This is a genomic window from Streptomyces flavusporus (genome assembly GCF_046267975.1).
In the GTDB taxonomy this organism is placed as follows: domain Bacteria; phylum Actinomycetota; class Actinomycetes; order Streptomycetales; family Streptomycetaceae; genus Streptomyces; species Streptomyces flavusporus.
This window is the reverse complement of the sequence record NZ_CP176503.1, coordinates 2,539,400-2,558,341: the sequence shown is the minus strand read 5'-3', so window position 1 is coordinate 2,558,341 and position 18,942 is coordinate 2,539,400. Positions and strand designations below refer to the sequence as shown.

At 69.8% G+C, this 18,942-nt stretch carries 26 protein-coding genes and 2 pseudogenes; 21 read left to right on the top strand and 7 right to left on the bottom strand.

Annotated elements, in window-relative coordinates:
- Positions 1-20 precede the first annotated feature (20 nt).
- The 3 genes and pseudogenes from ACKTSN_RS12205 to ACKTSN_RS12195 all read right to left on the bottom strand — a co-directional run bounded on the left by ACKTSN_RS12205 (position 21) and on the right by ACKTSN_RS12195 (position 3,415).
- Positions 21-2,003 carry a zinc ribbon domain-containing protein gene (locus ACKTSN_RS12205; protein ID WP_409469147.1) on the bottom strand — a complete coding sequence of 661 codons (1,983 nt, stop codon included), beginning with the start codon at positions 2,001-2,003 and terminating at the stop codon, positions 21-23.
- Between the two features lie 415 nt (positions 2,004-2,418).
- Positions 2,419-2,853 (bottom strand): annotated as a pseudogene (locus ACKTSN_RS12200) (FAD-binding oxidoreductase); the annotation flags it as partial.
- A gap of 58 nt (positions 2,854-2,911) precedes the next feature.
- Complete coding sequence (locus tag ACKTSN_RS12195; protein WP_409469146.1) at positions 2,912-3,415, bottom strand: MarR family winged helix-turn-helix transcriptional regulator; 504 nt, start codon at positions 3,413-3,415, stop codon at positions 2,912-2,914.
- A gap of 126 nt (positions 3,416-3,541) precedes the next feature.
- On the opposite strand from ACKTSN_RS12195, the gene ACKTSN_RS12190 reads away from it, so the two are divergent.
- The 6 genes from ACKTSN_RS12190 to ACKTSN_RS12165 all read left to right on the top strand — a co-directional run bounded on the left by ACKTSN_RS12190 (position 3,542) and on the right by ACKTSN_RS12165 (position 7,878).
- A complete protein-coding gene (locus ACKTSN_RS12190) occupies positions 3,542-4,057 on the top strand; it encodes a YceI family protein (protein WP_409469145.1) in 516 nt (171 codons plus the stop codon).
- A 135-nt stretch (positions 4,058-4,192) separates the two neighbouring features.
- On the top strand, positions 4,193-4,582 hold the full coding sequence (locus ACKTSN_RS12185; protein ID WP_206307028.1) for a cell division protein SepF: 390 nt from the start codon (positions 4,193-4,195) through the stop codon (positions 4,580-4,582).
- 122 nt (positions 4,583-4,704) lie between these two features.
- Positions 4,705-5,877: an AAA family ATPase gene (locus tag ACKTSN_RS12180; RefSeq protein WP_409469144.1), complete on the top strand. Its 1,173-nt coding sequence runs from the start codon at positions 4,705-4,707 to the stop codon at positions 5,875-5,877.
- The gene (locus ACKTSN_RS12175; RefSeq protein ID WP_409469143.1) at positions 5,874-6,209 is read left to right on the top strand and encodes a nucleotide pyrophosphohydrolase; all 336 of its coding nucleotides are present in this window, start codon (positions 5,874-5,876) and stop codon (positions 6,207-6,209) included. The genes ACKTSN_RS12180 and ACKTSN_RS12175 overlap by 4 nt, the downstream gene beginning before the upstream one ends.
- Before the next feature lie 198 nt (positions 6,210-6,407).
- A complete protein-coding gene (locus ACKTSN_RS12170) occupies positions 6,408-6,878 on the top strand; it encodes a DUF6099 family protein (protein ID WP_409469142.1) in 471 nt (156 codons plus the stop codon).
- A 76-nt stretch (positions 6,879-6,954) separates the two neighbouring features.
- On the top strand, positions 6,955-7,878 hold the full coding sequence (locus ACKTSN_RS12165) for an LLM class F420-dependent oxidoreductase (protein ID WP_409469141.1): 924 nt from the start codon (positions 6,955-6,957) through the stop codon (positions 7,876-7,878).
- Between the two features lie 65 nt (positions 7,879-7,943).
- Here ACKTSN_RS12165 and ACKTSN_RS12160 read toward each other — a convergent pair whose 3' ends face one another.
- Positions 7,944-8,744: an SAM-dependent methyltransferase gene (locus ACKTSN_RS12160; protein WP_409469140.1), complete on the bottom strand. Its 801-nt coding sequence runs from the start codon at positions 8,742-8,744 to the stop codon at positions 7,944-7,946.
- Between the two features lie 162 nt (positions 8,745-8,906).
- Here ACKTSN_RS12160 and ACKTSN_RS12155 point away from each other — a divergent pair, with 162 nt between their 5' ends.
- Positions 8,907-10,385, top strand: coding sequence for a 3' terminal RNA ribose 2'-O-methyltransferase Hen1 (locus ACKTSN_RS12155; RefSeq protein WP_409469139.1), 1,479 nt, complete (start codon positions 8,907-8,909; stop codon positions 10,383-10,385).
- Positions 10,382-11,533 (top strand): annotated as a pseudogene (locus tag ACKTSN_RS12150) (AAA family ATPase); the annotation flags it as partial. The gene ACKTSN_RS12155 and the pseudogene ACKTSN_RS12150, both read left to right, overlap by 4 nt.
- A 92-nt stretch (positions 11,534-11,625) precedes the next feature.
- On the opposite strand, the gene ACKTSN_RS12145 reads toward ACKTSN_RS12150, so the two are convergent.
- From ACKTSN_RS12145 to ACKTSN_RS12135, 3 genes are all read right to left on the bottom strand, one after another.
- Positions 11,626-13,029, bottom strand: coding sequence for a tyrosine-type recombinase/integrase (locus tag ACKTSN_RS12145; protein WP_409469138.1), 1,404 nt, complete (start codon positions 13,027-13,029; stop codon positions 11,626-11,628).
- A 24-nt stretch (positions 13,030-13,053) separates the two neighbouring features.
- A complete protein-coding gene (locus ACKTSN_RS12140) occupies positions 13,054-13,467 on the bottom strand; it encodes a hypothetical protein (RefSeq protein ID WP_409469137.1) in 414 nt (137 codons plus the stop codon).
- Positions 13,468-13,662: 195 nt separating this feature from the next.
- A complete protein-coding gene (locus ACKTSN_RS12135) occupies positions 13,663-14,094 on the bottom strand; it encodes a hypothetical protein (RefSeq protein ID WP_409469136.1) in 432 nt (143 codons plus the stop codon).
- A 532-nt stretch (positions 14,095-14,626) separates the two neighbouring features.
- Between ACKTSN_RS12135 and ACKTSN_RS12130 the strand changes: the two genes are divergently transcribed.
- From ACKTSN_RS12130 to ACKTSN_RS12070, 13 genes are all read left to right on the top strand, one after another.
- Positions 14,627-14,866, top strand: a complete 240-nt coding sequence (locus tag ACKTSN_RS12130; RefSeq protein WP_409469135.1) for a helix-turn-helix transcriptional regulator — start codon at positions 14,627-14,629, stop codon at positions 14,864-14,866.
- Positions 14,867-14,965: 99 nt separating this feature from the next.
- Positions 14,966-15,319: a hypothetical protein gene (locus tag ACKTSN_RS12125; RefSeq protein ID WP_409469134.1), complete on the top strand. Its 354-nt coding sequence runs from the start codon at positions 14,966-14,968 to the stop codon at positions 15,317-15,319.
- The gene (locus ACKTSN_RS12120; RefSeq protein ID WP_409469133.1) at positions 15,316-15,525 is read left to right on the top strand and encodes a hypothetical protein; all 210 of its coding nucleotides are present in this window, start codon (positions 15,316-15,318) and stop codon (positions 15,523-15,525) included. The genes ACKTSN_RS12125 and ACKTSN_RS12120 overlap by 4 nt, the downstream gene beginning before the upstream one ends.
- Positions 15,522-15,797 (top strand): hypothetical protein, encoded by a 276-nt coding sequence (locus ACKTSN_RS12115; RefSeq protein WP_409469132.1) that lies wholly within the window; start codon positions 15,522-15,524, stop codon positions 15,795-15,797. Before ACKTSN_RS12120 ends, ACKTSN_RS12115 begins: the two co-directional genes overlap by 4 nt.
- Entirely contained in the window at positions 15,794-16,471 is a 678-nt protein-coding gene (locus ACKTSN_RS12110; RefSeq protein ID WP_409469131.1) for a hypothetical protein, read from the top strand. The genes ACKTSN_RS12115 and ACKTSN_RS12110 overlap by 4 nt, the downstream gene beginning before the upstream one ends.
- Positions 16,468-16,692 carry a hypothetical protein gene (locus ACKTSN_RS12105; protein ID WP_409469130.1) on the top strand — a complete coding sequence of 75 codons (225 nt, stop codon included), beginning with the start codon at positions 16,468-16,470 and terminating at the stop codon, positions 16,690-16,692. The genes ACKTSN_RS12110 and ACKTSN_RS12105 overlap by 4 nt, the downstream gene beginning before the upstream one ends.
- Entirely contained in the window at positions 16,692-16,991 is a 300-nt protein-coding gene (locus ACKTSN_RS12100) for a DUF6197 family protein (RefSeq protein WP_409469129.1), read from the top strand. The genes ACKTSN_RS12105 and ACKTSN_RS12100 overlap by 1 nt, the downstream gene beginning before the upstream one ends.
- Positions 16,988-17,161: a hypothetical protein gene (locus ACKTSN_RS12095; protein WP_409469128.1), complete on the top strand. Its 174-nt coding sequence runs from the start codon at positions 16,988-16,990 to the stop codon at positions 17,159-17,161. The genes ACKTSN_RS12100 and ACKTSN_RS12095 overlap by 4 nt, the downstream gene beginning before the upstream one ends.
- A complete protein-coding gene (locus ACKTSN_RS12090; RefSeq protein ID WP_409469127.1) occupies positions 17,158-17,583 on the top strand; it encodes a hypothetical protein in 426 nt (141 codons plus the stop codon). The genes ACKTSN_RS12095 and ACKTSN_RS12090 overlap by 4 nt, the downstream gene beginning before the upstream one ends.
- Positions 17,583-17,804: a hypothetical protein gene (locus ACKTSN_RS12085; protein ID WP_409469126.1), complete on the top strand. Its 222-nt coding sequence runs from the start codon at positions 17,583-17,585 to the stop codon at positions 17,802-17,804. The genes ACKTSN_RS12090 and ACKTSN_RS12085 overlap by 1 nt, the downstream gene beginning before the upstream one ends.
- Positions 17,798-18,058 carry a hypothetical protein gene (locus ACKTSN_RS12080; RefSeq protein WP_409469125.1) on the top strand — a complete coding sequence of 87 codons (261 nt, stop codon included), beginning with the start codon at positions 17,798-17,800 and terminating at the stop codon, positions 18,056-18,058. Before ACKTSN_RS12085 ends, ACKTSN_RS12080 begins: the two co-directional genes overlap by 7 nt.
- Complete coding sequence (locus ACKTSN_RS12075) at positions 18,059-18,277, top strand: hypothetical protein (RefSeq protein WP_409469124.1); 219 nt, start codon at positions 18,059-18,061, stop codon at positions 18,275-18,277.
- 114 nt (positions 18,278-18,391) lie between these two features.
- Positions 18,392-18,817 (top strand): hypothetical protein, encoded by a 426-nt coding sequence (locus ACKTSN_RS12070; RefSeq protein WP_409469123.1) that lies wholly within the window; start codon positions 18,392-18,394, stop codon positions 18,815-18,817.
- The last annotated feature ends 125 nt before the right edge of the window (positions 18,818-18,942 follow it).

The window sequence follows — 18,942 nt, the reverse complement described above, 5'->3', positions numbered from 1 at the left end:
TGGCTGCGTAGCGTCTCTGATCAGCTAAGTGATCCTGTGTGATCCGCAGGTTGTGGGATCGGTTGGATCGTTTCCCACCGTGGTGGGGTGGCGTGGGCGTGCAGGTGGAATCCCGCGCCCAGTACTGCCCCTCTCGGCCAGTGTCGGCGGGTGGTGGGTGTGCTGATCGTCGTCACGCCCTGGTGCCGGTGGGCTGCGCGGGGCAGCCGCGTCCGGCCCGGTGGTGCGTGTCCCTCCGGACGCTTGCCCGCCGGACCCGAGGGGCCGGTGGGGGAGGGTGCCCTGCGTCGCCTGGGCGCGGGGCGTGAGGTCCTGCACCGGGTGGGCCCGGTCTTCGACCGGTCCCGGCGAGTGTGTGGGGTGGCCGGTCCGACCACCGCGGTGGCTTCGAGTGCGTCGACCACGTTGCGGATGGCCATGGCGCCGCTGGCGCGGTCGGTGGCGGTCTTGGTCTGGTGGGTGAGTCCACGGGCGGCGATGCGCTGCCACGCGCCCATGTCGCGGTCGCCCTGCCAGCCGCACTCGGGGTTCGGGCAGGTGGCCCATTTCCAGCCGGGTGTGGCGGGCCGGTCGGGGGCTTTTCGGTGGCGCAGCGGGACCAGGCAGCGGGGGCAGTGCCGGGAAGTATTGCGGGGCGGGACGGTGACCACGGCGATACCCCCCTCGGCGGCCAGGTGCCGCATCCGGTCCACGATCTGCCCGCGGATCTGCTGGGACAGGCGGGTGTTGAGGGTGCGGCCCATGCCCCGAGCCTCCAGCGAGCGGAGGTCCTCGATGTAGATGACGCTCGCACCGGCGGTGATGGCCTGGTCGACCGTCCACCGTGCGGCGGACCAGGCGAGGGCGTCGTTGAGGTTGGAGCGCCGGTCCGACACGTGCCGGATCTCCTCGGCCAGCACGGCGTGCCTGCCGGTCAGACGATGCCCGTCGGTGTCGTTGATGAGCCGCTGGTAGTGGTCGGCTTTGGCGTGCAGGTACTCGGACTCGCACCGCAGCCGGTGCTGTTTGGCCAGCACACCGGCCGCGCGGAACTGGGCACCGGCCCCGACAGCGGTGATCGTCCCGTCGTCGTGCAGCCGGACGGCGCCCGCGCTGAGCAGGGTGTTCAGGCCCCAGTCCACGCCGAGTGCGATCGTGTGCCCGGTGCGCCGGGCCTTCGGCACGGCGTGGGTGTAGGCGAGGTCGGCGTGGACCCGGCCGGAGCGGGTGCGCAAGGTGGGCAGGTGCAGTACCGCGCCGGGCGGGACGGTCGGCGGGAGTGTGATCGGGCAGGCCACCCACGTCCAGTCCCGGTAGGAGCGCGGGGCGGGGCAGGTGGGCAGTTGCAGCCGCAGCAGCGCCCGGCCCGGATCGTCGGCGCGGGCGAGGGTGGCCTGCTGCCCGTCACAGGCCGACAGCAGCAGCATCCGCGCCGCGTCGGGTGCGGCCTCCAGCTCGAACACGTCAGCCGGCATGCGGCCGCGCCTGTGCTGGAAGGCGGCGATCTGCCGGGTCCGGGACCTGATGATGCTGGAGGGCAGGTGCCGGCCGTCGGGGACGGCCTCACGGACGGCATCCCACTCGCCCGGGGTGCGCCTGCCTGGATCGGCGGGCCACGTCGCGAGGACTCCCGTGGTCAGATCGGCCCGCCACTTCGCCGACCGCAGCAGGCGCCCGGCCTGCTCCTGGGCCATGCGCATCATCCGGTCATTGACACGGACACCCTCCGGCGGGCTGATCGTCCAGCCCAGGCGCCGCAGTGCCATCCACGCGTTCGTCGGCAGCGCCCTGCCCCCGGCATCTACACCAGCGGCCAGCGCGTCCACGTCGGCGGCGTTCCAGCGCGCGGCCAGCAGCCCGGCAGCCATGCGGGACACCAGATCGGCCGCCCACCCGACCCGCTCCGCCAGGGCCGCGGCCGACAGCACCTCGCCCGTCTTCTCCACCACGCCCGTCCGCAGCAGGCCACGGGCACAGGCGGTGCGGACCGTCTCGCCCTCACCGAGCGGCAGCCTCCGACTCACCGGCCCCCCTTCCCTTACCCGTGGTGCTGTCATCCGATCAACGACACACCCACGGAAAGGTCACGCATTCGATCCACGCACTCATATACGACACCGGTATCAGTGCCTGCCCCATGACACACCACTACGGATCACTACGGATCCCAAAGGAAACACGGGAGCCTGCGCACGTCGTGGTCCCCGGGGAAGAGCTCTCCGGCGTCGGCCGGAAGACGGCCGTGCAGCTCGGTTCCAGGCCGACCACCAGCTCGCCGGCCCGGAGATGCCCGGCGAGGCGCCGCACGGTGCGGGCCAGGATGCGCTCGGCGGTGCCCAGTTGGCTTGTGGGGATCCAGGTTAGCTCGCAGCACAGCGGCTCGTCGGGGACGACGACCTGCCAGCCCGCGTGCTCCAGCAGCCGTACCGCCGCCTGGCCGATCTCGTCGCCGTAGGTGTCACGGAGGGCGCGCAGGGCGCGGTACACGGCGGCCTGCGGATCGCCGCGACGCTCGATCCCCGCGTATTCCTCGTCGCTCGTCTCCCCGCACCAGAACCGGGTGCCGTCGTACAACAGCACCTCCAGCCGGGCGATGTTGTCGACGACCTTGCCGGTCGCCTGGGCGGTGGCGCCGCACGAGTTGTTGCCGATCATGCCGCCGATCGTGCAGTTGGCGTGGGTGGCGGGCTCCGGGCCGAACCGCAGACCGGTGGGCGCGAGGTGCCGGTTGAGCTCGTCCAGCACGATGCCCGGCTGGACGACGCAGGTGCGCGCCTCCTCGTTCACGGACTCGACCCGGTTGCAGTACTTCGACCAGTTGAGCACCACGGCAGTGTCCGTGCACTGTCCGGCGAGGCTCGTCCCGCCGCCCCGCTCACCTGCGCCGATGAGGTGCCGTTCCTTGAAGCCGGCCTGATCCGCTGGACAGGCCCTACTCGGCGCGCGCCTCGCCGGTGAGCCTCGGCAGCAGGCCGGACAACGCGTCCCGTTCGGCCGGTCCGACGCAGGTGGCGAGGGCCTCGGTGACCGTCTCCGCCAAGGCCCCGGACGCCTCCTCCAGCAGGTGCCGGGCCTGGTCCGTGACGGTGACCTCGATGCCCCGCCGGTCTCCGCAGGCCGACCGGCGGGTGACGAGACCGGCGCGCTGGAGGCAGGCGATCTGGTAGGTGAGCCGGGTCTTGGGACGGCCCAGCAGCTCCGCGATCCGCGTCATGCGCAGGCCGCCCTCGGGCTGCTCGGCGAGCAGGCACAGCACCAGGAACTCGTCGTGGGACACGTCGAGCCGTTCCTTCACCACCGATCGCAGCCGCTGCTCCACGGCCCCCGTCGTGGCCCGCAACAGCATCCAGGCGCGCAGCTCCGGCGGCAGCAGGCCACCGCCCTGCGCGGACGGGCATGCGGGCAGGTCAGCGGGGTGCTTGGCGGGGTCGGCCATGGTTTCGAGTGTACCTGTCGTCCAATTTTGGACGAGTAAGTTGTTCAGATTTGGACAGTCCGCTGGCGTGAGGTCATCCAAATTTGGAGTACTCATTCGGAGTGCCCGGTCGACAGGAGAACGATCATGAGTGTCGCCGTGGAAACCGGCATGTGGCAGCTCGACACCACCGCCTCCACCGTCGCCGTGCGGCACAAGACGTTCTGGGGCCTGGTCACCGTCAAGGGCGCCTTCGGGACCGTCAGCGGCCGGGGCGAGGTACGCCCCGACGGCACCGCCATCGGCACCCTCACCCTGGACGTGGCCTCCCTCGACACCAAGAACGCCAAGCGCGACACGCACCTGCGGTCCGCCGACTTCTTCGACGCCGACAACCACCCGGAGATCACCTTCGTCGCCCGCGAGGCCGAACTGCGCGACGGTGACAAGGTGCACGTCGGCGGTCAGCTCACCGTGCGCGGCATCAGCAGGCCTCTGACCTTCGTCGCCCGCCTCCTCGGAGCCGACGCCGAACAGGTCACGTTGGATGCGGAGTTCACCGTGGACCGAAACGAGTTCGGCATGACCTGGAACCAGCTGGGCATGATGGGCGGCCTGACCACGATCGCGACCACGCTCCGCTTCACCCGCGCCGCCACCTGAGGGAAATAAGCCGCAACTCCGGAGGAAAGGGCCACAGAATCGTCGCAGACCGTGTCGCTGTTCGGCCGAACGGGTGACTTGCCGTAAGAATTGCCTGGTGCAGGCGACGAGTGCGAGTCAGATCGGGGGGAGCCGGTGAACAGCCACGACGTCACCGATGAACAGTGGGAAGGACTCGCCCAGGTCGTTCCGTTGCGCGGCCGCGACGCCTGGCCGTCCGCCGTGGACCACCGGGCGCTGCCGGAGGCGGAGACCGAGACGCGCCGTCGTTTCGTCGTGCTCCGGGTCAATGTGTTCGGGGACGCCCGCGAGGTCGCCGAGACGCTGATGGCGGGCATCCCGGTGCTGCTGGACCTGACCGGCGCCGAGACGGAGGTCGCCAAGCGGGTCCTGGACTTCAGCACGGGCGTCGTCTTCGGCCGGGGCAGCGGAATGCACCGCGTGGACCGCAACGTGTTCCTGCTGACGCCGCCCGGTACCGAGGTGCAGGGCCTGATGGAGGGCGCGGGTGTGTCCGGCCCGTGAGGGTCGGCGCACACCGGGCGGGCGCCCCCTGTGGGTGACATCGCCCCCGTAGGGTCGCCCGATCGTAGGAAGGTCCCGGAGGCGGAACGGTTCGTCCGATCATGGAGTCCTACGGTCCGGATATGGCCGTGTCATCCATGACGTCCGCGTCCGGCACCTCCACCCCGCCCCGCCCCGGGTCGCCGGACCGGCCGCACGTCACCGAGCTGCGACTCTCCGCCTTCGCCGGACACCGCGGTGCCGTACTCCCGCTCGGCCCGCTCACCCTGCTCGCGGGACCCAGCGGCTCCGGCAAGACGAGTGCGCTGCGGGCGTACGACGCACTGGCCCGGCTCGGTGGTGGAGCCGAACTCGGCGAGGCGTTCCCCGCCCCGGCCGCCTGCGTGCCCGAACGCGCCCGGCCCGACGCCCAGCGCCGCCGCGGCTTCCGCATCGGCTGCACGGCCGACGGCCCCGAGGGCCCGGTCCGGCTCGACGTCGCCGTCCAGGCCGAACCCGACCTGCGTGTCGTGGGGGAGCGGCTGTCGGCCGACGGCGTGGTCCTGTTGGAGACCGCCCTGCGCGACCCGGGCCGGCGCGCCGTACAGGCCGCCTGGCACACGGCCGGCTCGGCGCCGGTGACCCGCGCCCCGCTGCCCGACGACCGGCTCGGCACCGCGCTGCTGCCGCTGCGGGTGGCCGGCAAGACCGACGGACAGCGGCGCGTCCTCGCTGCCGCCGAACAGATGGTCGTCGCCCTGCGCTCCGTTTTTGCCTGCGACCCGCGGCCGGAACGCATGCGCATCCCCGTGCCGATGGGCTCCGGCCGGCTGCTCGGCGGCTGCGACAACCTGGCCGACGTCCTGTGGCGCACCCGCGCGGAGTGCGCCCGGCGGCATGCGCAGCTCGTCGCCGCAGTGCGCGCGGGATGCGCCGGAACCGTCGCGGAGGTCCTCGCCGAACCGCTCGGCGACGGCACGGTCCGCGCGGTGCTGGACCGGGGCGACGGCATCCGGACCGCCCACGAACGGCTCGGGGACGGTGAGTTGAGATACCTCGCCCTGACCCTGGTGCTGCTCACCGGGCCGGGCGTCCTGGAGGTCGACCCGGTCGGCGAGGTGCCCGCGGCCCTGCAGACGCTCACCGTGCTCGCCGACGGTTTCGACCGCGCACTCGACCCACGGCAGTGCGGCGAACTGCTGCGGCTGGCGGCGCGGATGTGCGAGCGCGGCCACATCCGCCTGGTCGGCGCGGTGAGCGACGCGTCCTGGGCGGCGGGGACGGACGGAGTCACGGTGGTACACCTTGACGCGTGAGTGAAGAACTGGACGTGGCGAAGCTCCAGCGCAGGCTGGCCGAGTTCGCCGCCGCGCGCAACTGGCAGCGCTACCACACGCCCAAGAACCTCGTGGCCGCGCTCAGTGTGGAGGCCTCCGAACTGGTCGAGATCTTCCAGTGGCTGACGCCGGAGGAGTCGGCCCGCGTCATGTCCGACCCCGACACCGCGCACCGCGTCACGGACGAGGTGGCCGACGTCCTCGCGTATCTGCTCCAGCTGTGCGAGGTGCTCGGCATCGACCCGCTGGCCGCGCTCGACGCGAAGATCGACCGCAACGAACGGCGGTTCCCGGCACCGGACGGGCCCTGACCCCGCTCCGGTTCCGGGGGCGGGAGTCGCAGGCTCCACTTTCACTCTCCGCAGTCGAAATCTGAACCGCATCCGAATTGTTGTCCACAGATTTCCGTCTTCCTCTGGCTTTTCGCCTCACACTCCCTCACTCTGGGTAGTGGACAAGGGAGTTCGGGCGACGTGCTGAGAGCGCGGCGGGACAGACGGGGGCAGCGCATGGATGCGGTGCGGCTCATCCTGACGAGCAGGCGTGCCCTGGCGGCAAGCGGCGATATGGCTCAGATCATGACGGAGGTGTGGCAGGCGCAGGCCCTGGCCCAGGCGATAGGCAGTCGGTTCGCGGTCTTTGGACCGCCCGAACTGCGCGGTGAGGCACTGGGATTGACCGAGCTGGCGGGCAGAGGCTGCGGCGTGCTCGACACGCCGGAGCTCGACACGGGTGAGCTGCGCGCGGCCCAGCTCACCGAGCTGGGCGACGCCCGGCAGACTCTGCTGCACCTCGGCGGCCTGCTCGGCGAGGTCGGCATCGCCCTCGTCGGCATCGCCTGCTCCGTGCCCGACGAGGGCACCTACTGGCAGTGCATGGAGGCCATCGACGCGGCGGACGAGTCGCGGGACCGGGTGCTGGAGATGCTGCGCAAGCTGGCGGACCGGGAGCATGTGGTGCCGGAGCGGGAGGCGGGCTAGCCAGGTCGGACATGACGGCCTCCTCGGCGTTGGGACCAATGACGCCGTGCGGAGGGCGAGGGGGCAGGATGGAAGCATGGATCTTCGAATCTTCACCGAGCCCCAGCAGGGGGCGACCTACGACACCCTGCTCACCGTGGCGAAGGCCACCGAGGACCTTGCCTTCGATGCCTTCTTCCGTTCAGATCATTATCTGAGGATGGGCTCCGGGGACGGCCTGCCCGGCCCCACGGACGCCTGGATCACCCTCGCCGGCCTCGCCCGTGAGACGAAGCGCATCCGGCTCGGCACGCTGATGACCGCGGGCACCTTCCGGCTGCCCGGCGTCCTCGCCATTCAGGTCGCCCAGGTCGATCAGATGTCCGGCGGCCGTGTCGAATTCGGCCTGGGCGCCGGCTGGTTCGCCGAGGAGCACGCCGCGTACGGCATCCCCTTCCCGAAGGAGAAGTTCGGCCGCCTCGAGGAGCAGCTGGAGATCGTCACCGGGCTGTGGGCGACGGAGGTCGGCCGGACCTTCGACTTCCACGGCAAGTACTACGAGCTCAAGGAGTCGCCGGCGCTGCCCAAGCCCGCCCAGCCGAAGATCCCCGTACTCATCGGCGGCCACGGTGCCACCCGCACCCCGCGGCTGGCCGCGCAGTACGCCGACGAGTTCAACATGCCGTTCGCCTCCGTCGAGGACAGCGAGCGTCAGTTCGCCCGGGTCCGCGCCGCCGCGGAGGAGGCCGGCCGTAAGGGCGACGACCTCGTGTACTCCAGCGCCCTGGTGGTCTGTGTCGGCAAGGACGACCAGGAGGTGGCCCGCCGCGCCGCCGCGATCGGCCGTGAGGTCGAGGAGCTGAAGACCAACGGCCTGGCCGGCACTCCGGCCGAGGTGGTCGACAAGATCGGCCGCTACGCCGGGATCGGCACCCGGCGGATCTACCTCCAGGTCCTCGACCTGCACGACCTGGACCACCTGGAGCTGATCTCCTCCCAGGTCCAGTCGCAGCTGTCGTAACACTCGTACGACCGATCGACGACCCGGCGGATCCGGCCGTGCAGCGCGATCCGCCGGACCGGCGGTCATGGCTTGCGTGCAACTCCTACGTACAGCGGGATTTCTTCACCGCCGTGCCGGTCACCGAGCTCGGGATGCCACTGAGCCGCGAGCACGACGCCGGGGTCCACCAATTCGAGACCCGTGAAGAATCCGGAGAACTCACCGCGCGAGCGCACCTGCGCCGGCGTGCCGCCCTTGCGGTACACCTCTACGACCCGCTCCCAGGTCTCCGGGTCGAAGTCCCCCGTCGCATGGGAAAGCGTCAAGTAGCTTCCGGGCGCGAGTGGTTCGAGCAACTCACGCACGATCCGGCCGGGCTCGTCCTCGTCCGCCACCAGATGCAGGAGAGCCACGAGGGACAGCGCGATCGGCTCCGTGAAGTCGAGGGTCTCCCGTGCCGTCGCGAGGATCTTTCCCGATTCCCGTACGTCGCCCTGGACGTAGGCGGTCTTTCCCTCTGGTGCGCTGTGCAGCAGGGCTTCGGCGTGCCTGAGGACGATCGGATCGTGGTCCGCGTACACCACACGAGCGTCCGGGACGATGCCCTGCACGATCTGGTGGAGGTTCGGCTCGGTCGGTATTCCGGTTCCGATGTCGAGGAACTGGCGGACACCTCGCTCGGCCAGGAGCCGGGAGGCGCGGTGCATGAACCAGCGGTTGGTCCGCGCCATGTCCCGGACGGCGGGGAAGAGGGATATGACCTGCTCGGCCGCTGCCGAGTCGACCGGATAGTTGTCCTTCCCGCCCAGGAAGTAGTCGTACATACGGGCAGAGTGGGGCTTACTGGTGTCGATGCGGTCCGTGCCTGACCCGGCGTCTGTCACTGAGGCCTCCGCTTCTGTGCGTGCCTGGGCGCTCATGCCGTCTGTCCCCCGAACGCGCCCGGTCGGCCGGGAGGCTAGCGAAAATTCCCGAGTGCTGCCGATGCCCGCTCTGTACGGTGTGCGTATCCGCAGTTCAGACCACTACTCCGAGGCCAGTCCACCGTGTTTCTGACGATCAGCACCACCGGCACCCCGGAGCGCCCCGCCACCGACCTCGGCTTCCTGCTGCACAAGCACCCCGAGAAAGCGCAGGCGTTCTCCACGTCCTACGGCACCGCGCACGTCCTCTACCCAGAGGCGGACGCCGAGCGCTGCACGGCGGCGCTGCTGCTGGAGGTCGACGCGGTGGCGCTGGTCCGGCGCGGGAAGGGCAAGGGCCGGGGCGGGGCGCCCGACGCCGCGCTCGCGCAGTACGTCAACGACCGCCCCTATGCCGCATCTTCGCTGCTGGCCGTGGCGCTGAGCGCCGTCTTCTCCAGCGCGATGCGGGGAGTGTGCAACGCCCGGCCCGAGCGAGCCGTACAGCCGCTGCCGCTGCGCATCGAGATACCGGCGCTGCCCGCCCGGGGCGGGCCCGACCTCGTACGACGCCTCTTCGAGCCGCTGGGATGGGCGGTGACCGCCGACCCGGTGGCGCTGGACAGTGAGTTCCCGGAGTGGGGCGACTCCCGGTATGTGCGCCTCGTACTGGAGTCGGAGGTGCTGACCCTCGCCGCGGCCCTGCGTCATCTGTACGTCCTGCTCCCGGTTCTCGACGACGCCAAGCACTACTGGGTCTCCTCCGACGAGGTGGACAAGCTGCTGCGGGCCGGTGAGGGCTGGCTGCCCGGCCACCCGGAGCAGAAGCTGATCACCAGCCGCTATCTGTCCCGCCGCTGGTCGCTGACCCGGCAGGCCATGGAACGGCTCGAACTGGTCCGGCTGGCCGAGGCCGACGACAGCGAGGTCGAGGACCTCGACAACGCGGTCGAGGCCGAGACCGAGGAGGCCGAGAAGCCCACGCCGCTCGCCGTGCAGCGGCGGGATGCGATCGTTGCGGCCCTGCGTGCGTCCGGAGCCGCGCGGGTTCTCGACCTCGGCTGCGGTCAGGGCCAGCTGGTGCAGGCGCTGCTGAAGGACCCGCGGTTCACCGAGATCGTCGGCGTGGACGTGTCGATGCGGGCACTGACCATCGCCTCCCGGCGCCTGAAGCTGGACCGCATGGGGGAGCGGCAGGCCTCGCGCGTCACGCTCTTCCAGAGCTCCCTCGCCTACACCGACAACCGGCTCAAGGGGTACGACGCCGCCGTGCTCAGCGAGGTGATCGAGCACCTCGACCTGCCCCGGCTGCCCGCGCTGGAGTACGCGGTGTTCGGCGCCGCCCGACCCCGGACGGTCCTCGTGACCACCCCGAACGTCGAGTACAACGTCCGCTGGGAGTCCCTCCCGGCCGGTCACGTCCGGCACGGCGACCACCGCTTCGAGTGGACGCGGGACGAGTTCCGCCAGTGGGCCGGAAAAGTCGCCGAACGGCACGGCTACGAGGTGGAGTTCGTGTCCGTCGGACCCGACGACCCCGAGGTGGGGCCGCCCACCCAGATGGCCGTTTTCTCCATGAGCACAGCCACGATCAGGACCACGAAGGAGGAGAAGGCCGCATGACCGTCGACACCGAGGGGCGTACCCTGCCCGTCACCGACCTCTCCCTCGTGGTGCTGATCGGCGCCTCCGGCTCGGGCAAGTCCACCTTCGCCCGTCGGCACTTCAAGCCGACCGAGGTGATCTCGTCCGACTTCTGCCGCGGGCTCGTCTCCGACGACGAGAACGACCAGGGCGCCACCCGGGACGCCTTCGACGTCCTGCACTACATCGCGGGCAAGCGCCTGGCAGCCGGCCGCCGCACGGTCGTCGACGCCACCAGCGTGCAGCCGGACGCCCGAAGGAAGCTGATCGAGCTGGCCAAGCAGTACGACGTGCTGCCCATCGCCATCGTGCTCGACGTGCCGGAGCAGGTGTGCGCCGAGCGCAACGCGGCCCGCGTCGACCGGGCCGACATGCCGCGCCGGGTCATCCAGCGGCACACCCGCGAACTCCACCGCTCCCTGCGCCACCTGGAGCGCGAGGGCTTCCGCAAGGTGCACATCCTGCGCGGAGTGGAGGACGTCGAGAACGCCACGATCGTCACCGAGAAGCGCTTCAACGACCTCACTCACCTCACCGGCCCCTTCGACATCATCGGCGACATCCACGGCTGCTCCGCCGAACTGGAGTCGCTGCTGGGCAAGTTGGGGTACGTCGACGGAGTGCACCCCGAGGGCCGTACCGCCGTCTTCGTCGGTGACCTCGTCGACCGCGGGCCGGACAGCCCCGGTGTGCTGCGCCGTGTGATGTCGATGGTGACGTCGGGCAACGCCCTGTGCGTGCCCGGAAACCACGAGAACAAGTACGGGCGTCACCTCAAGGGCCGCAAGGTCCAGCACACGCACGGGCTCGCCGAGACCATCGAGCAGATGGAGAGGGAGAGCGAGGAGTTCCGGCAGCAGGTACGGGAGTTCATCGACGGGCTCGTCAGCCACTACGTCCTCGACGGCGGCAGGCTGGTGGTCTGCCACGCCGGTCTGCCGGAGAAGTACCACGGCCGGACGTCCGGCCGGGTCCGCTCGCACGCGCTGTACGGCGACACCACGGGCGAGACCGACGAGTTCGGGCTGCCGGTGCGCTACCCGTGGGCGGAGGACTACCGGGGCCGGGCGGCGGTGGTGTACGGCCACACTCCGGTCCCGGAGGCCACCTGGCTGAACAACACCATCTGGCACAACATCACCCCGTCAGCCACGAACACCTCACAGGACAGACCGTCGTTTGGCGCTGCTGCCTGAGTCCAGCGGGGAGTAACCGCAGGTCAGTGAGCTGCCGCAGCGTTCGACTGCGCTTCTGACGGGTCAGCGTCCAGCACTTCGGATGGCGCCGGGATGCGCACGGCCGGTACCTGGGGAGCGACTGGGGAGATCTTTTTCATTCCCCCCTCAAACCAGTTCTGCATAGCCGTCCGGCCCCGGCCGTCAGCCTCGGGCATCATGTGCGCGTAGATCCGGAGTGTGATCGACGGATCCGCGTGGCCCAGCCACTTAGAGACTGACACGACAGACTCGCGCGCGTCCAGCTGTACCGAGGCGAAGGTGTGCCGCAGTGAGTGGAAGCCCATCTCCCTGTCCTCGGCGTACCGCTTCACCGTCCGGAACCGCCCCGGCTTCCCCGCGATCGGCCGCTTCAGTACCTCCGGCGGAGCAATGAGGCCCGCAGCCTCCAGGGCCGGCTTCCACACGGTGTCGTTGAAGTATTCCCGCCTCCAGGCTCCGCCGCGCACTGCAGTGAGGAGCAGGTTGAACGTGCGGGGCGCCCGCTCCTTGATCTCCTTCTCCGTCTCGCCGTCCGCAGGATCCCCCCACGGAAGCGTCACCGCAGTCGCCGGCCACCGCGCGAGGTGATCCCTTACCTGCCGCAGCAGATGCGGCGGCACCGGCACGGAGCGGGTCTTGCGCCCCTTCGGCAAAGCGAAGATCAGCTTCGACCCGACCTTCTTCACCTGCCTCTGCACATGAATGACCATGGCGTCAAAGTCGACGTCTTCCAGGGCCAGTCCGAACACTTCCCCCTGGCGCAGGCCGGCTCCGACCCCGAGGTCAACAGCGAGGCGTGCACGCTCGTCGATCGCATCCCGTACCTGCAGGACGCGCTCCCGCGACCAGGCTTCCGCACGGGGCTCAGGGCGGGCCGGTGGACGCACGGTCTTCTGGGAACGGCAGTAGTTCTTAGTAATGCGCTCGTCATCAACTGCGGCCTGAAGGATGGCGGACAGCGCGCCCCACACATCGTTGACCGTGCCCGGTCCCAACTGCGCGTTCAGCGTCTTCAGCCACACCCGCAGCTGCGGCGTCTTGATCCCATTCAGCGGCTTCGCGCCGAGGTGAACCAGGATGTGGTTCCACACCTTGCCCCTGACGGTCGCCCTGGTGATCGGGTCCCGGTAGTTCTGGTTGGGCCACCAGTGCTCGACGACGTAGTCACGCAGCAGCAGCTTGCCGTCGCGCGGGTCAATGAACTCGCCACGAGAGGACTCGTGTTGCGCCTTGGCCAGCCAGGCTTTGGCGCCGTCCGCGCCGGTGAGCTTGTCGAAGCTCCGGTCCTTCACGCCTGGGACGCCAGCAACGCGGTACCGCTTGCCCTGATTGCAGCGGTCGGTGGGGATGGTGCGTTTGCCGTCGGGGCCCTTCTTGTACCAGCGGTCCTCGATGTAACCGGCCATGCAGTACCCCCTGGTGGCGCTGAGTCAGGCAGCGGCGCTGCCCGGTGAGTCCATGGTCACGATCTCACCCTGCCACAGCTGGAACCACTGGCCGCCGGCCAGGAAGCGCTCCGTCGAGGGGTTCATGGCCTTCGCGAACTGATCCGCCGTTGCGGAGCTGGCGACGTGCACCACCACGAGGCCGCAGGACTCACGGACCTCCACGCATTTGCGGAGGTCGATCTGGTCGTCCGCCTGGTAGGTGACGGTGAGCGGGCTGTCGGGGGAGTTGGCGCTGATGATTCGGCCGCGCCAGATCTGGAACCAGTTGCAGTTGGCGAGGAACCGCTTCAGCGCGACGGTGAGGGCGGCGGTGTACTCGTCGGCGCCGGAGTCCCGTTGGATATTGACCCTTACCTGGCCGCGGGATTCCGTTATGTCGACGATCTGTTCAGGCATCAGCTCTGTGGTGGCTTCGTACACAACGCGCAGCATGAGGCGCCCTCCCATTGATGCGGTGCGCTTGGGCGACGTGTGCCGGTGCGCACGGTTGTGGAAGGGTACGCCGCGTGAACAGATGGCGACAATCCGTTCAAGGGAATGTCTACTTAGGGACTTTTTCGGCCATCTGTCGATGCTGCTCAGCGATGTCTGCTACTCGCTTTCGCGCCGCGCCCGCTCGTCCGCCTCGATCATCGCCCGCCAGCGGCGCAGTTCAGACTCGGGCATGTCGCCAAGGTGGGCGACGATGATGCGCACGTCGTCGTTGTAGCCGGCCAGCTCTGTCGCCTCGTATTCCAGCCACTGCGCTGCAGCGGCGGCCTTGACGCGCCTCGCGCTGACGTTTAGGGCGTTGGAGAGGGCCTTCAGCTGGGCTGGGCTGGGAGCGTTGGCCGGCGGGTTGGCGACCAGGCGCTGGAGGTAGGGCTTGGACAGCTTGGTGCCGGTCTCGGAGTCGACGGCCCGGTCGGACATCTTCTGGTAGGAGAGGCCGCGGTCGTTGGCGTCCTGGATGAGCTGCGACAGCGCACCGCGGGGACTCGGCTCACCCAAACCGGTCGCCCGGTCGGGAACCGCTGCCGTCATGTCCTCTTCCTCTCGCGTCACGTCAGATACCAGCTGTCTCTGTGGGGGTCGGCGTGCTCGGGAAAAGTACCAGCTCAGTCCCTACAACCATCCTGGATCCGAGACACTTCGTCTACAGATCGATATTAACCAGCCAAGAACTTTGCCGATAGCTGGCGGTCGACCGTCTCGGATCTGTAGACGAATCGGCTCGACTGTGCTTTGCTCTGTTAGGCAAACAGTTCCGCACCACTCGGGGGAATCGTGAGCCGACGCTGGTCCCTGCGCAGCATCCCGTTCTTCAGGCACTGCATGCTCAACCCCGGCCGGGGAGAGTCCTTCTCCGTCCGAGGCCTGGCTGAAGCCTCAGGCGTGAGCCAGGGAGTCATAGACAAACTCCTGGCCGGAAGGCAGCGCACAGCCGACGTGCTCGACGCGATAGCCCTCACGGAGGCCCTTGGAGTCGCCATCAACGTCCTTTTCGCGGCCCCGTCGTCTCCGGACCTGAACCGAACGTCTCGAACCCCCACCCCTGCGAGCGAGGAATAGACCCATGCCGAACAAGCCCAAGCCCCCGCCGAAGGGCTGGCTCTGGAGTGAAGACGCCGCCGACTACCTCGGCGTCCACGTCGTCACGCTCTACCGCTGGCGCCGCGACGGCACCGGCCCGAAGGGCGTGCGCCACGGGCTCCGCCGCTACAAGTACAAGATCAGCGACCTTGACGCCTGGATGAACGGCGAAGGCACCGAAGACGACCGAGCTCAGCCGGCCCGTACCCCCGCCGCCGCCTAAGCGGCTTGAGCCCCGCCCACCGGCCGCTACCGGCAGCCGGGGCCCCGCGGCCTAGCCGCGCGATCCACCCCTAGAACCCTGAAGAAACAGGAGTGAACCGTGAGTTCATCTTCCCAGAACCCTGACCGCGACGCGTACATCGCTGGCCTGCGGCAGCTCGCCGACTGGCTGGAGCAGCACCCGGACATCGCCGTGCCTTACGTCAAGGAGATCAGCGTCCCGTTGACGACCAACCAGCGGGTCGCGGAATTCGCGACGGCTGCCGGTGTAGGCGTCGAGACGGACGAGGACGGCAACGCCAAGGCCACCGTTCAGTTCGGATTGCTCACCTACTACGGCTTCGGCTACGCCGATTTCCCGTCGTTCAACGAGCAGCTCGCCGCGGACCGTGCCCGTAGCTGGGCGGAGCGCAACGACATGGTCATCCAGCCCCGCGAGGGCGGTGCCCGGTGACCGCCCCGACTCCTTCCCCGCTGACGGAGCAGCTGGACTCCAACATCACCGAGATCCAGGTGTTGCCGGGCTTTGGTAACCGGCTTCAGGTCCTGTTCCACACCGGCGAGGGCCTTCCGACGCCGCTGAAGGGCGCGGTCGCTTCGGTGACCGTGTACGGCGACGGCCGCATCTCCTACGAGCCCATCGAGGAGGTGACGGCATGAGCGTCGACATCTCCCGCCTGGACGTGCCCGCCGCCGCGGTCGAGGACGAGGCCGCCCGCCTGTGGGCGGAGCGTGACCGCCGTATCGCGAAGGCCCGGTTCGCGGCCCGCATGGACCGTCTGGCCGACCTGCTCGCCCATCCCGAGTACGCCGCCAGCGGCAAGCCCGCCCCGGCCGGTGAGCGCGCCGAGCTGCGGCACCTCCTCATCACCGCCGACGCAGACGACACCACCCGCCCGTTCGTCGACCTCCGGAAGGGGAGGACGCTGTGACCGACTACCCGGAGGAGCGGGCAGCGCTCCTGGAACTGCACGACTGGGACGAGCTGGTCTTCGGCGGCTTCTACTGCCTGCACTGCACGCCCGATGATCCCGACAGCCTCGACGACCCGATCTCGTGGCCGTGCCAGCCGCTGCGCGAGGCCGGCGTCACCGACGACGAAGCCCGAGGGCTGATCCTCGCGCACCGGCAGAAGGTCGCCGACGAGTACCAGGCGAAGCTCGAAGCCGAGAAGCAGGAAGGCCAGCGCAAGGCCGACGAGTTCAACCGCCTGTACCCGGTCGGCACCCCGGTCATCGCCTACCCCGGCGCCCGGCCCGAGGGCCACCGCGACGCCCGCCGCCTGCTGACCCGCACGCGCAGCAAGGCCACCGTCCTCAGCGGCCACACCGCCGTTGTCTGGGTCGACGGCCACAGCGCCTGCATCGCCCTCACCCACGTCGACCCTTTCCGGGCGACGGACAACAGTCCGGAGGCGCGCGCGGCCCGCTGGGTGCCGAACAACCCGCGCCCGCTGTGCCGGGACTTCCAGCCGAAGCCGGAGCCGTCGGAGTTCTGGTGCGCCACGTGCGGCTGGAACGAGCCGATGCACGACGACGAGGACCGGCGGGCCGCGATCGCCGAGGCGCTGAAGTGCCTGCCCGCACCGAAGGAGGTGGCGTCGTGATGCACACCCCGACCCAGCTCCTGGGTCTGACGATCGCTCTCGGCGACAACCCTGACGCGATCGAGCTGGACGTCCGCAACGGCCACTTGACGATCGTCCTCGGCCCGGACGCGGCAATCGTCCTCGACCTCGCCGACGACGACACGATCAACAAGCTCGCCACGGTCGCCGCCGAGGCCCGAGTCGTGAAGCGCACCCGCGACATGTGGCAGGTGGCGTGATGGTGACCCTGTCCGTGACCCGCTACCGCATCGCGAACGTCCTCAACCGGGCTGCCGACATCGTCACCGTCGACGGCTGGTACCCGGCACGACGCCCGGTAATGCGCGCCATCGATGCCGCCGCCGGCTTCATCCCCGGCAACGGCAGCCCGGACGCCGAGGACACGACGCTGCAGGCGTTCGACGCCCTCGCCACCCACCTGCAATGCCCGGTCGGCACATGGGAGCGCATCCCCGGCCTCACCGCCGGAGACGTCGCACAGGCACTGCGTGAAGCAGCTCGGGCGGTGACCGGATGACCGCCAACGCGCCGTTCCTGGCCGTCCTCCTCGGCCTCATCGAAGTACTGCGCCTCCAGGTCGACGACCTCGGCCACCGCGTCGAGCTGTCCCGCGTCGGCAAGAAGAAGGCGGGCCGCGAACTCGACGGCCGCACCTGGGACGAGTTCCCCAAGGCGGTGGCGTCGTGACCCTCAACCTGATCCCCGCCGCCCTGAAGGGCCACGGCCGCCGCCGCGCTGTCGACGAGGTCGGCAGGCTGCGCGAGGACAACATCAAGCTCCTCAACCGGCAGGCCGCCGCCGACGACTACTTCGCAATCCTCCAGCAGAACCGCCGCGAGGTGTACGAGGCGTGGCAGTTCGCCGAGCACGGCCGTCAGGCGGCCGAAGCGATCGTCGTCGACCAGGAGCGGCAGATCCGCGACCTCAAGCGGCAACTCGCCGACACGCAGCGGCGCCTGGACATCGGCGTCAAGGCCAACGCCGCCGCCGACCAGACGCAGCCGATCCCCGTCATCACCCCGGTGCCGCTGCACCAGGCGCCGATGGCCGTCACCGACCCCGGCCACGTGCCGCCGTCGTGGGCGCGCGGCAGGAAGGAGAACGCCTGATGCCCAGCTACAAGCCCTGCAACCCCGGCAGCAAGCAGCCCCGCCGCCGTGGCCACAGCCCCAGCACCGGGGTGATGCTCCAGGGCCGCGCCGCCGGCCTCGGCCACTGGGACGACGAGATCCGCTCCGACGGCGGCAAGAAGAAGCTCCACCGCATCGTGCGCGCCCGGGAGAAGGCCGCCCTGCGCCGTGCGATCGGCACGGGGGAGGAGCCGTGCTGAACACGCCCATCCCCAGCGACCTGTGCGCCGTCCACCGGGAGATGTTCCGCCAGTACCGGGAGAACCACTACAGCCCGTGGAAGCCGCCCGAGTGGCCGGGCGGCAGCCATATCAAGGACTGCCGCGTCAGCCACAAGGAACGTGAGGCGGACTGGGACCGCAAGAACCTCCAGATGATGGAGGGGATCGCGGAGACGTGCAGGTCTGGTTGGTCGCCTCAGTGCGGTGACGCTGTCGTGCCGGAGGTGGCGTAGATGGCGGTCAAGGCGAAGACCGTCTACATCGCCGTCTGCGACCTCTGCGGCGCCGCCTACGGCGAAGACGAGCAGTGGGAGTACCACTTCGACACCCCCAACGACGCACTCGCCTGGGTCGAAGGCGGCACCGGCTGGCTCAAGGACGGCGACCAGCTCATCTGCGACGCGCCCGACGACCGCCACGACCAGGCCCGCATCCCCGGCGTACTCCTCTGACCCGCCGCTCTCGCCGGATGAAGCCCGGCCGGCGAGGCGGCGCCACAACGCACGAACCCCCGGACGACGCAACCGCCCGGGGATCCGACACCAGCATCCCAGGAGTACCCGAACATGACCGAGTCCTACGACGCCCAGACGAAGCGCATCACCGCACTGCACGAGTACGAGCGCGTCGCCAAGGCGCACGCCCTCGGAAACGCCAGCGACGAGGACCGCGCAACGGCCCAGCAGGCAGCCCTCGACACCGGAGCCGACTACAACGCCCTCTACTGCGCCGCCACCGGGTTCATCCCCGAGAAGATCCGCATCGGCGACTACCCGCACCCGGTCGGCACGATCGTGCGGGGCACGGGCGGCCTGCACACCGTAGTCGACCGGGACGGATGGGCGTTCTTCGCCTGCTGCACCGAGCACCACACCGAGGGCCGAGCCAGCGGCTACTTCCCCCAGATCAGCCACGGCCGCCACCTGGCCCGCGTCGAGCCCGCGACCGTCGACAGCTACGACTGCCCGTTCCCCAACGGCTTCTTCGGCTGACCTCCGCCTGATCCACAACCGATGACCGCGGCGCGTCGAGCCCCCCACTCCGCGCCGCCACCCAGGGCCTCCGCCCCAACCCACCCCCCGGACGGGGCGGAGGCCCGCCCATCAGCACACCCTCA

Coding starts and splice junctions, on each gene's coding strand:
- ACKTSN_RS12180 (WP_409469144.1), top strand. CDS start 4,705: ATGGCCGTGTCATCCATGACGTCCGCGTCCGGCACCTCCACCCCGCCC.
- ACKTSN_RS12100 (WP_409469129.1), top strand. CDS start 16,692: ATGGTGACCCTGTCCGTGACCCGCTACCGCATCGCGAACGTCCTCAAC.
- ACKTSN_RS12095 (WP_409469128.1), top strand. CDS start 16,988: ATGACCGCCAACGCGCCGTTCCTGGCCGTCCTCCTCGGCCTCATCGAA.
- ACKTSN_RS12075 (WP_409469124.1), top strand. CDS start 18,059: ATGGCGGTCAAGGCGAAGACCGTCTACATCGCCGTCTGCGACCTCTGC.
- ACKTSN_RS12145 (WP_409469138.1), bottom strand. CDS start 13,029: ATGGCCGGTTACATCGAGGACCGCTGGTACAAGAAGGGCCCCGACGGC.
- ACKTSN_RS12085 (WP_409469126.1), top strand. CDS start 17,583: ATGCCCAGCTACAAGCCCTGCAACCCCGGCAGCAAGCAGCCCCGCCGC.
- ACKTSN_RS12135 (WP_409469136.1), bottom strand. CDS start 14,094: ATGACGGCAGCGGTTCCCGACCGGGCGACCGGTTTGGGTGAGCCGAGT.
- ACKTSN_RS12130 (WP_409469135.1), top strand. CDS start 14,627: ATGCCGAACAAGCCCAAGCCCCCGCCGAAGGGCTGGCTCTGGAGTGAA.
- ACKTSN_RS12140 (WP_409469137.1), bottom strand. CDS start 13,467: ATGCCTGAACAGATCGTCGACATAACGGAATCCCGCGGCCAGGTAAGG.
- ACKTSN_RS12070 (WP_409469123.1), top strand. CDS start 18,392: ATGACCGAGTCCTACGACGCCCAGACGAAGCGCATCACCGCACTGCAC.
- ACKTSN_RS12170 (WP_409469142.1), top strand. CDS start 6,408: ATGGATGCGGTGCGGCTCATCCTGACGAGCAGGCGTGCCCTGGCGGCA.
- ACKTSN_RS12190 (WP_409469145.1), top strand. CDS start 3,542: ATGAGTGTCGCCGTGGAAACCGGCATGTGGCAGCTCGACACCACCGCC.
- ACKTSN_RS12195 (WP_409469146.1), bottom strand. CDS start 3,415: ATGGCCGACCCCGCCAAGCACCCCGCTGACCTGCCCGCATGCCCGTCC.
- ACKTSN_RS12115 (WP_409469132.1), top strand. CDS start 15,522: ATGAGCGTCGACATCTCCCGCCTGGACGTGCCCGCCGCCGCGGTCGAG.
- ACKTSN_RS12165 (WP_409469141.1), top strand. CDS start 6,955: ATGGATCTTCGAATCTTCACCGAGCCCCAGCAGGGGGCGACCTACGAC.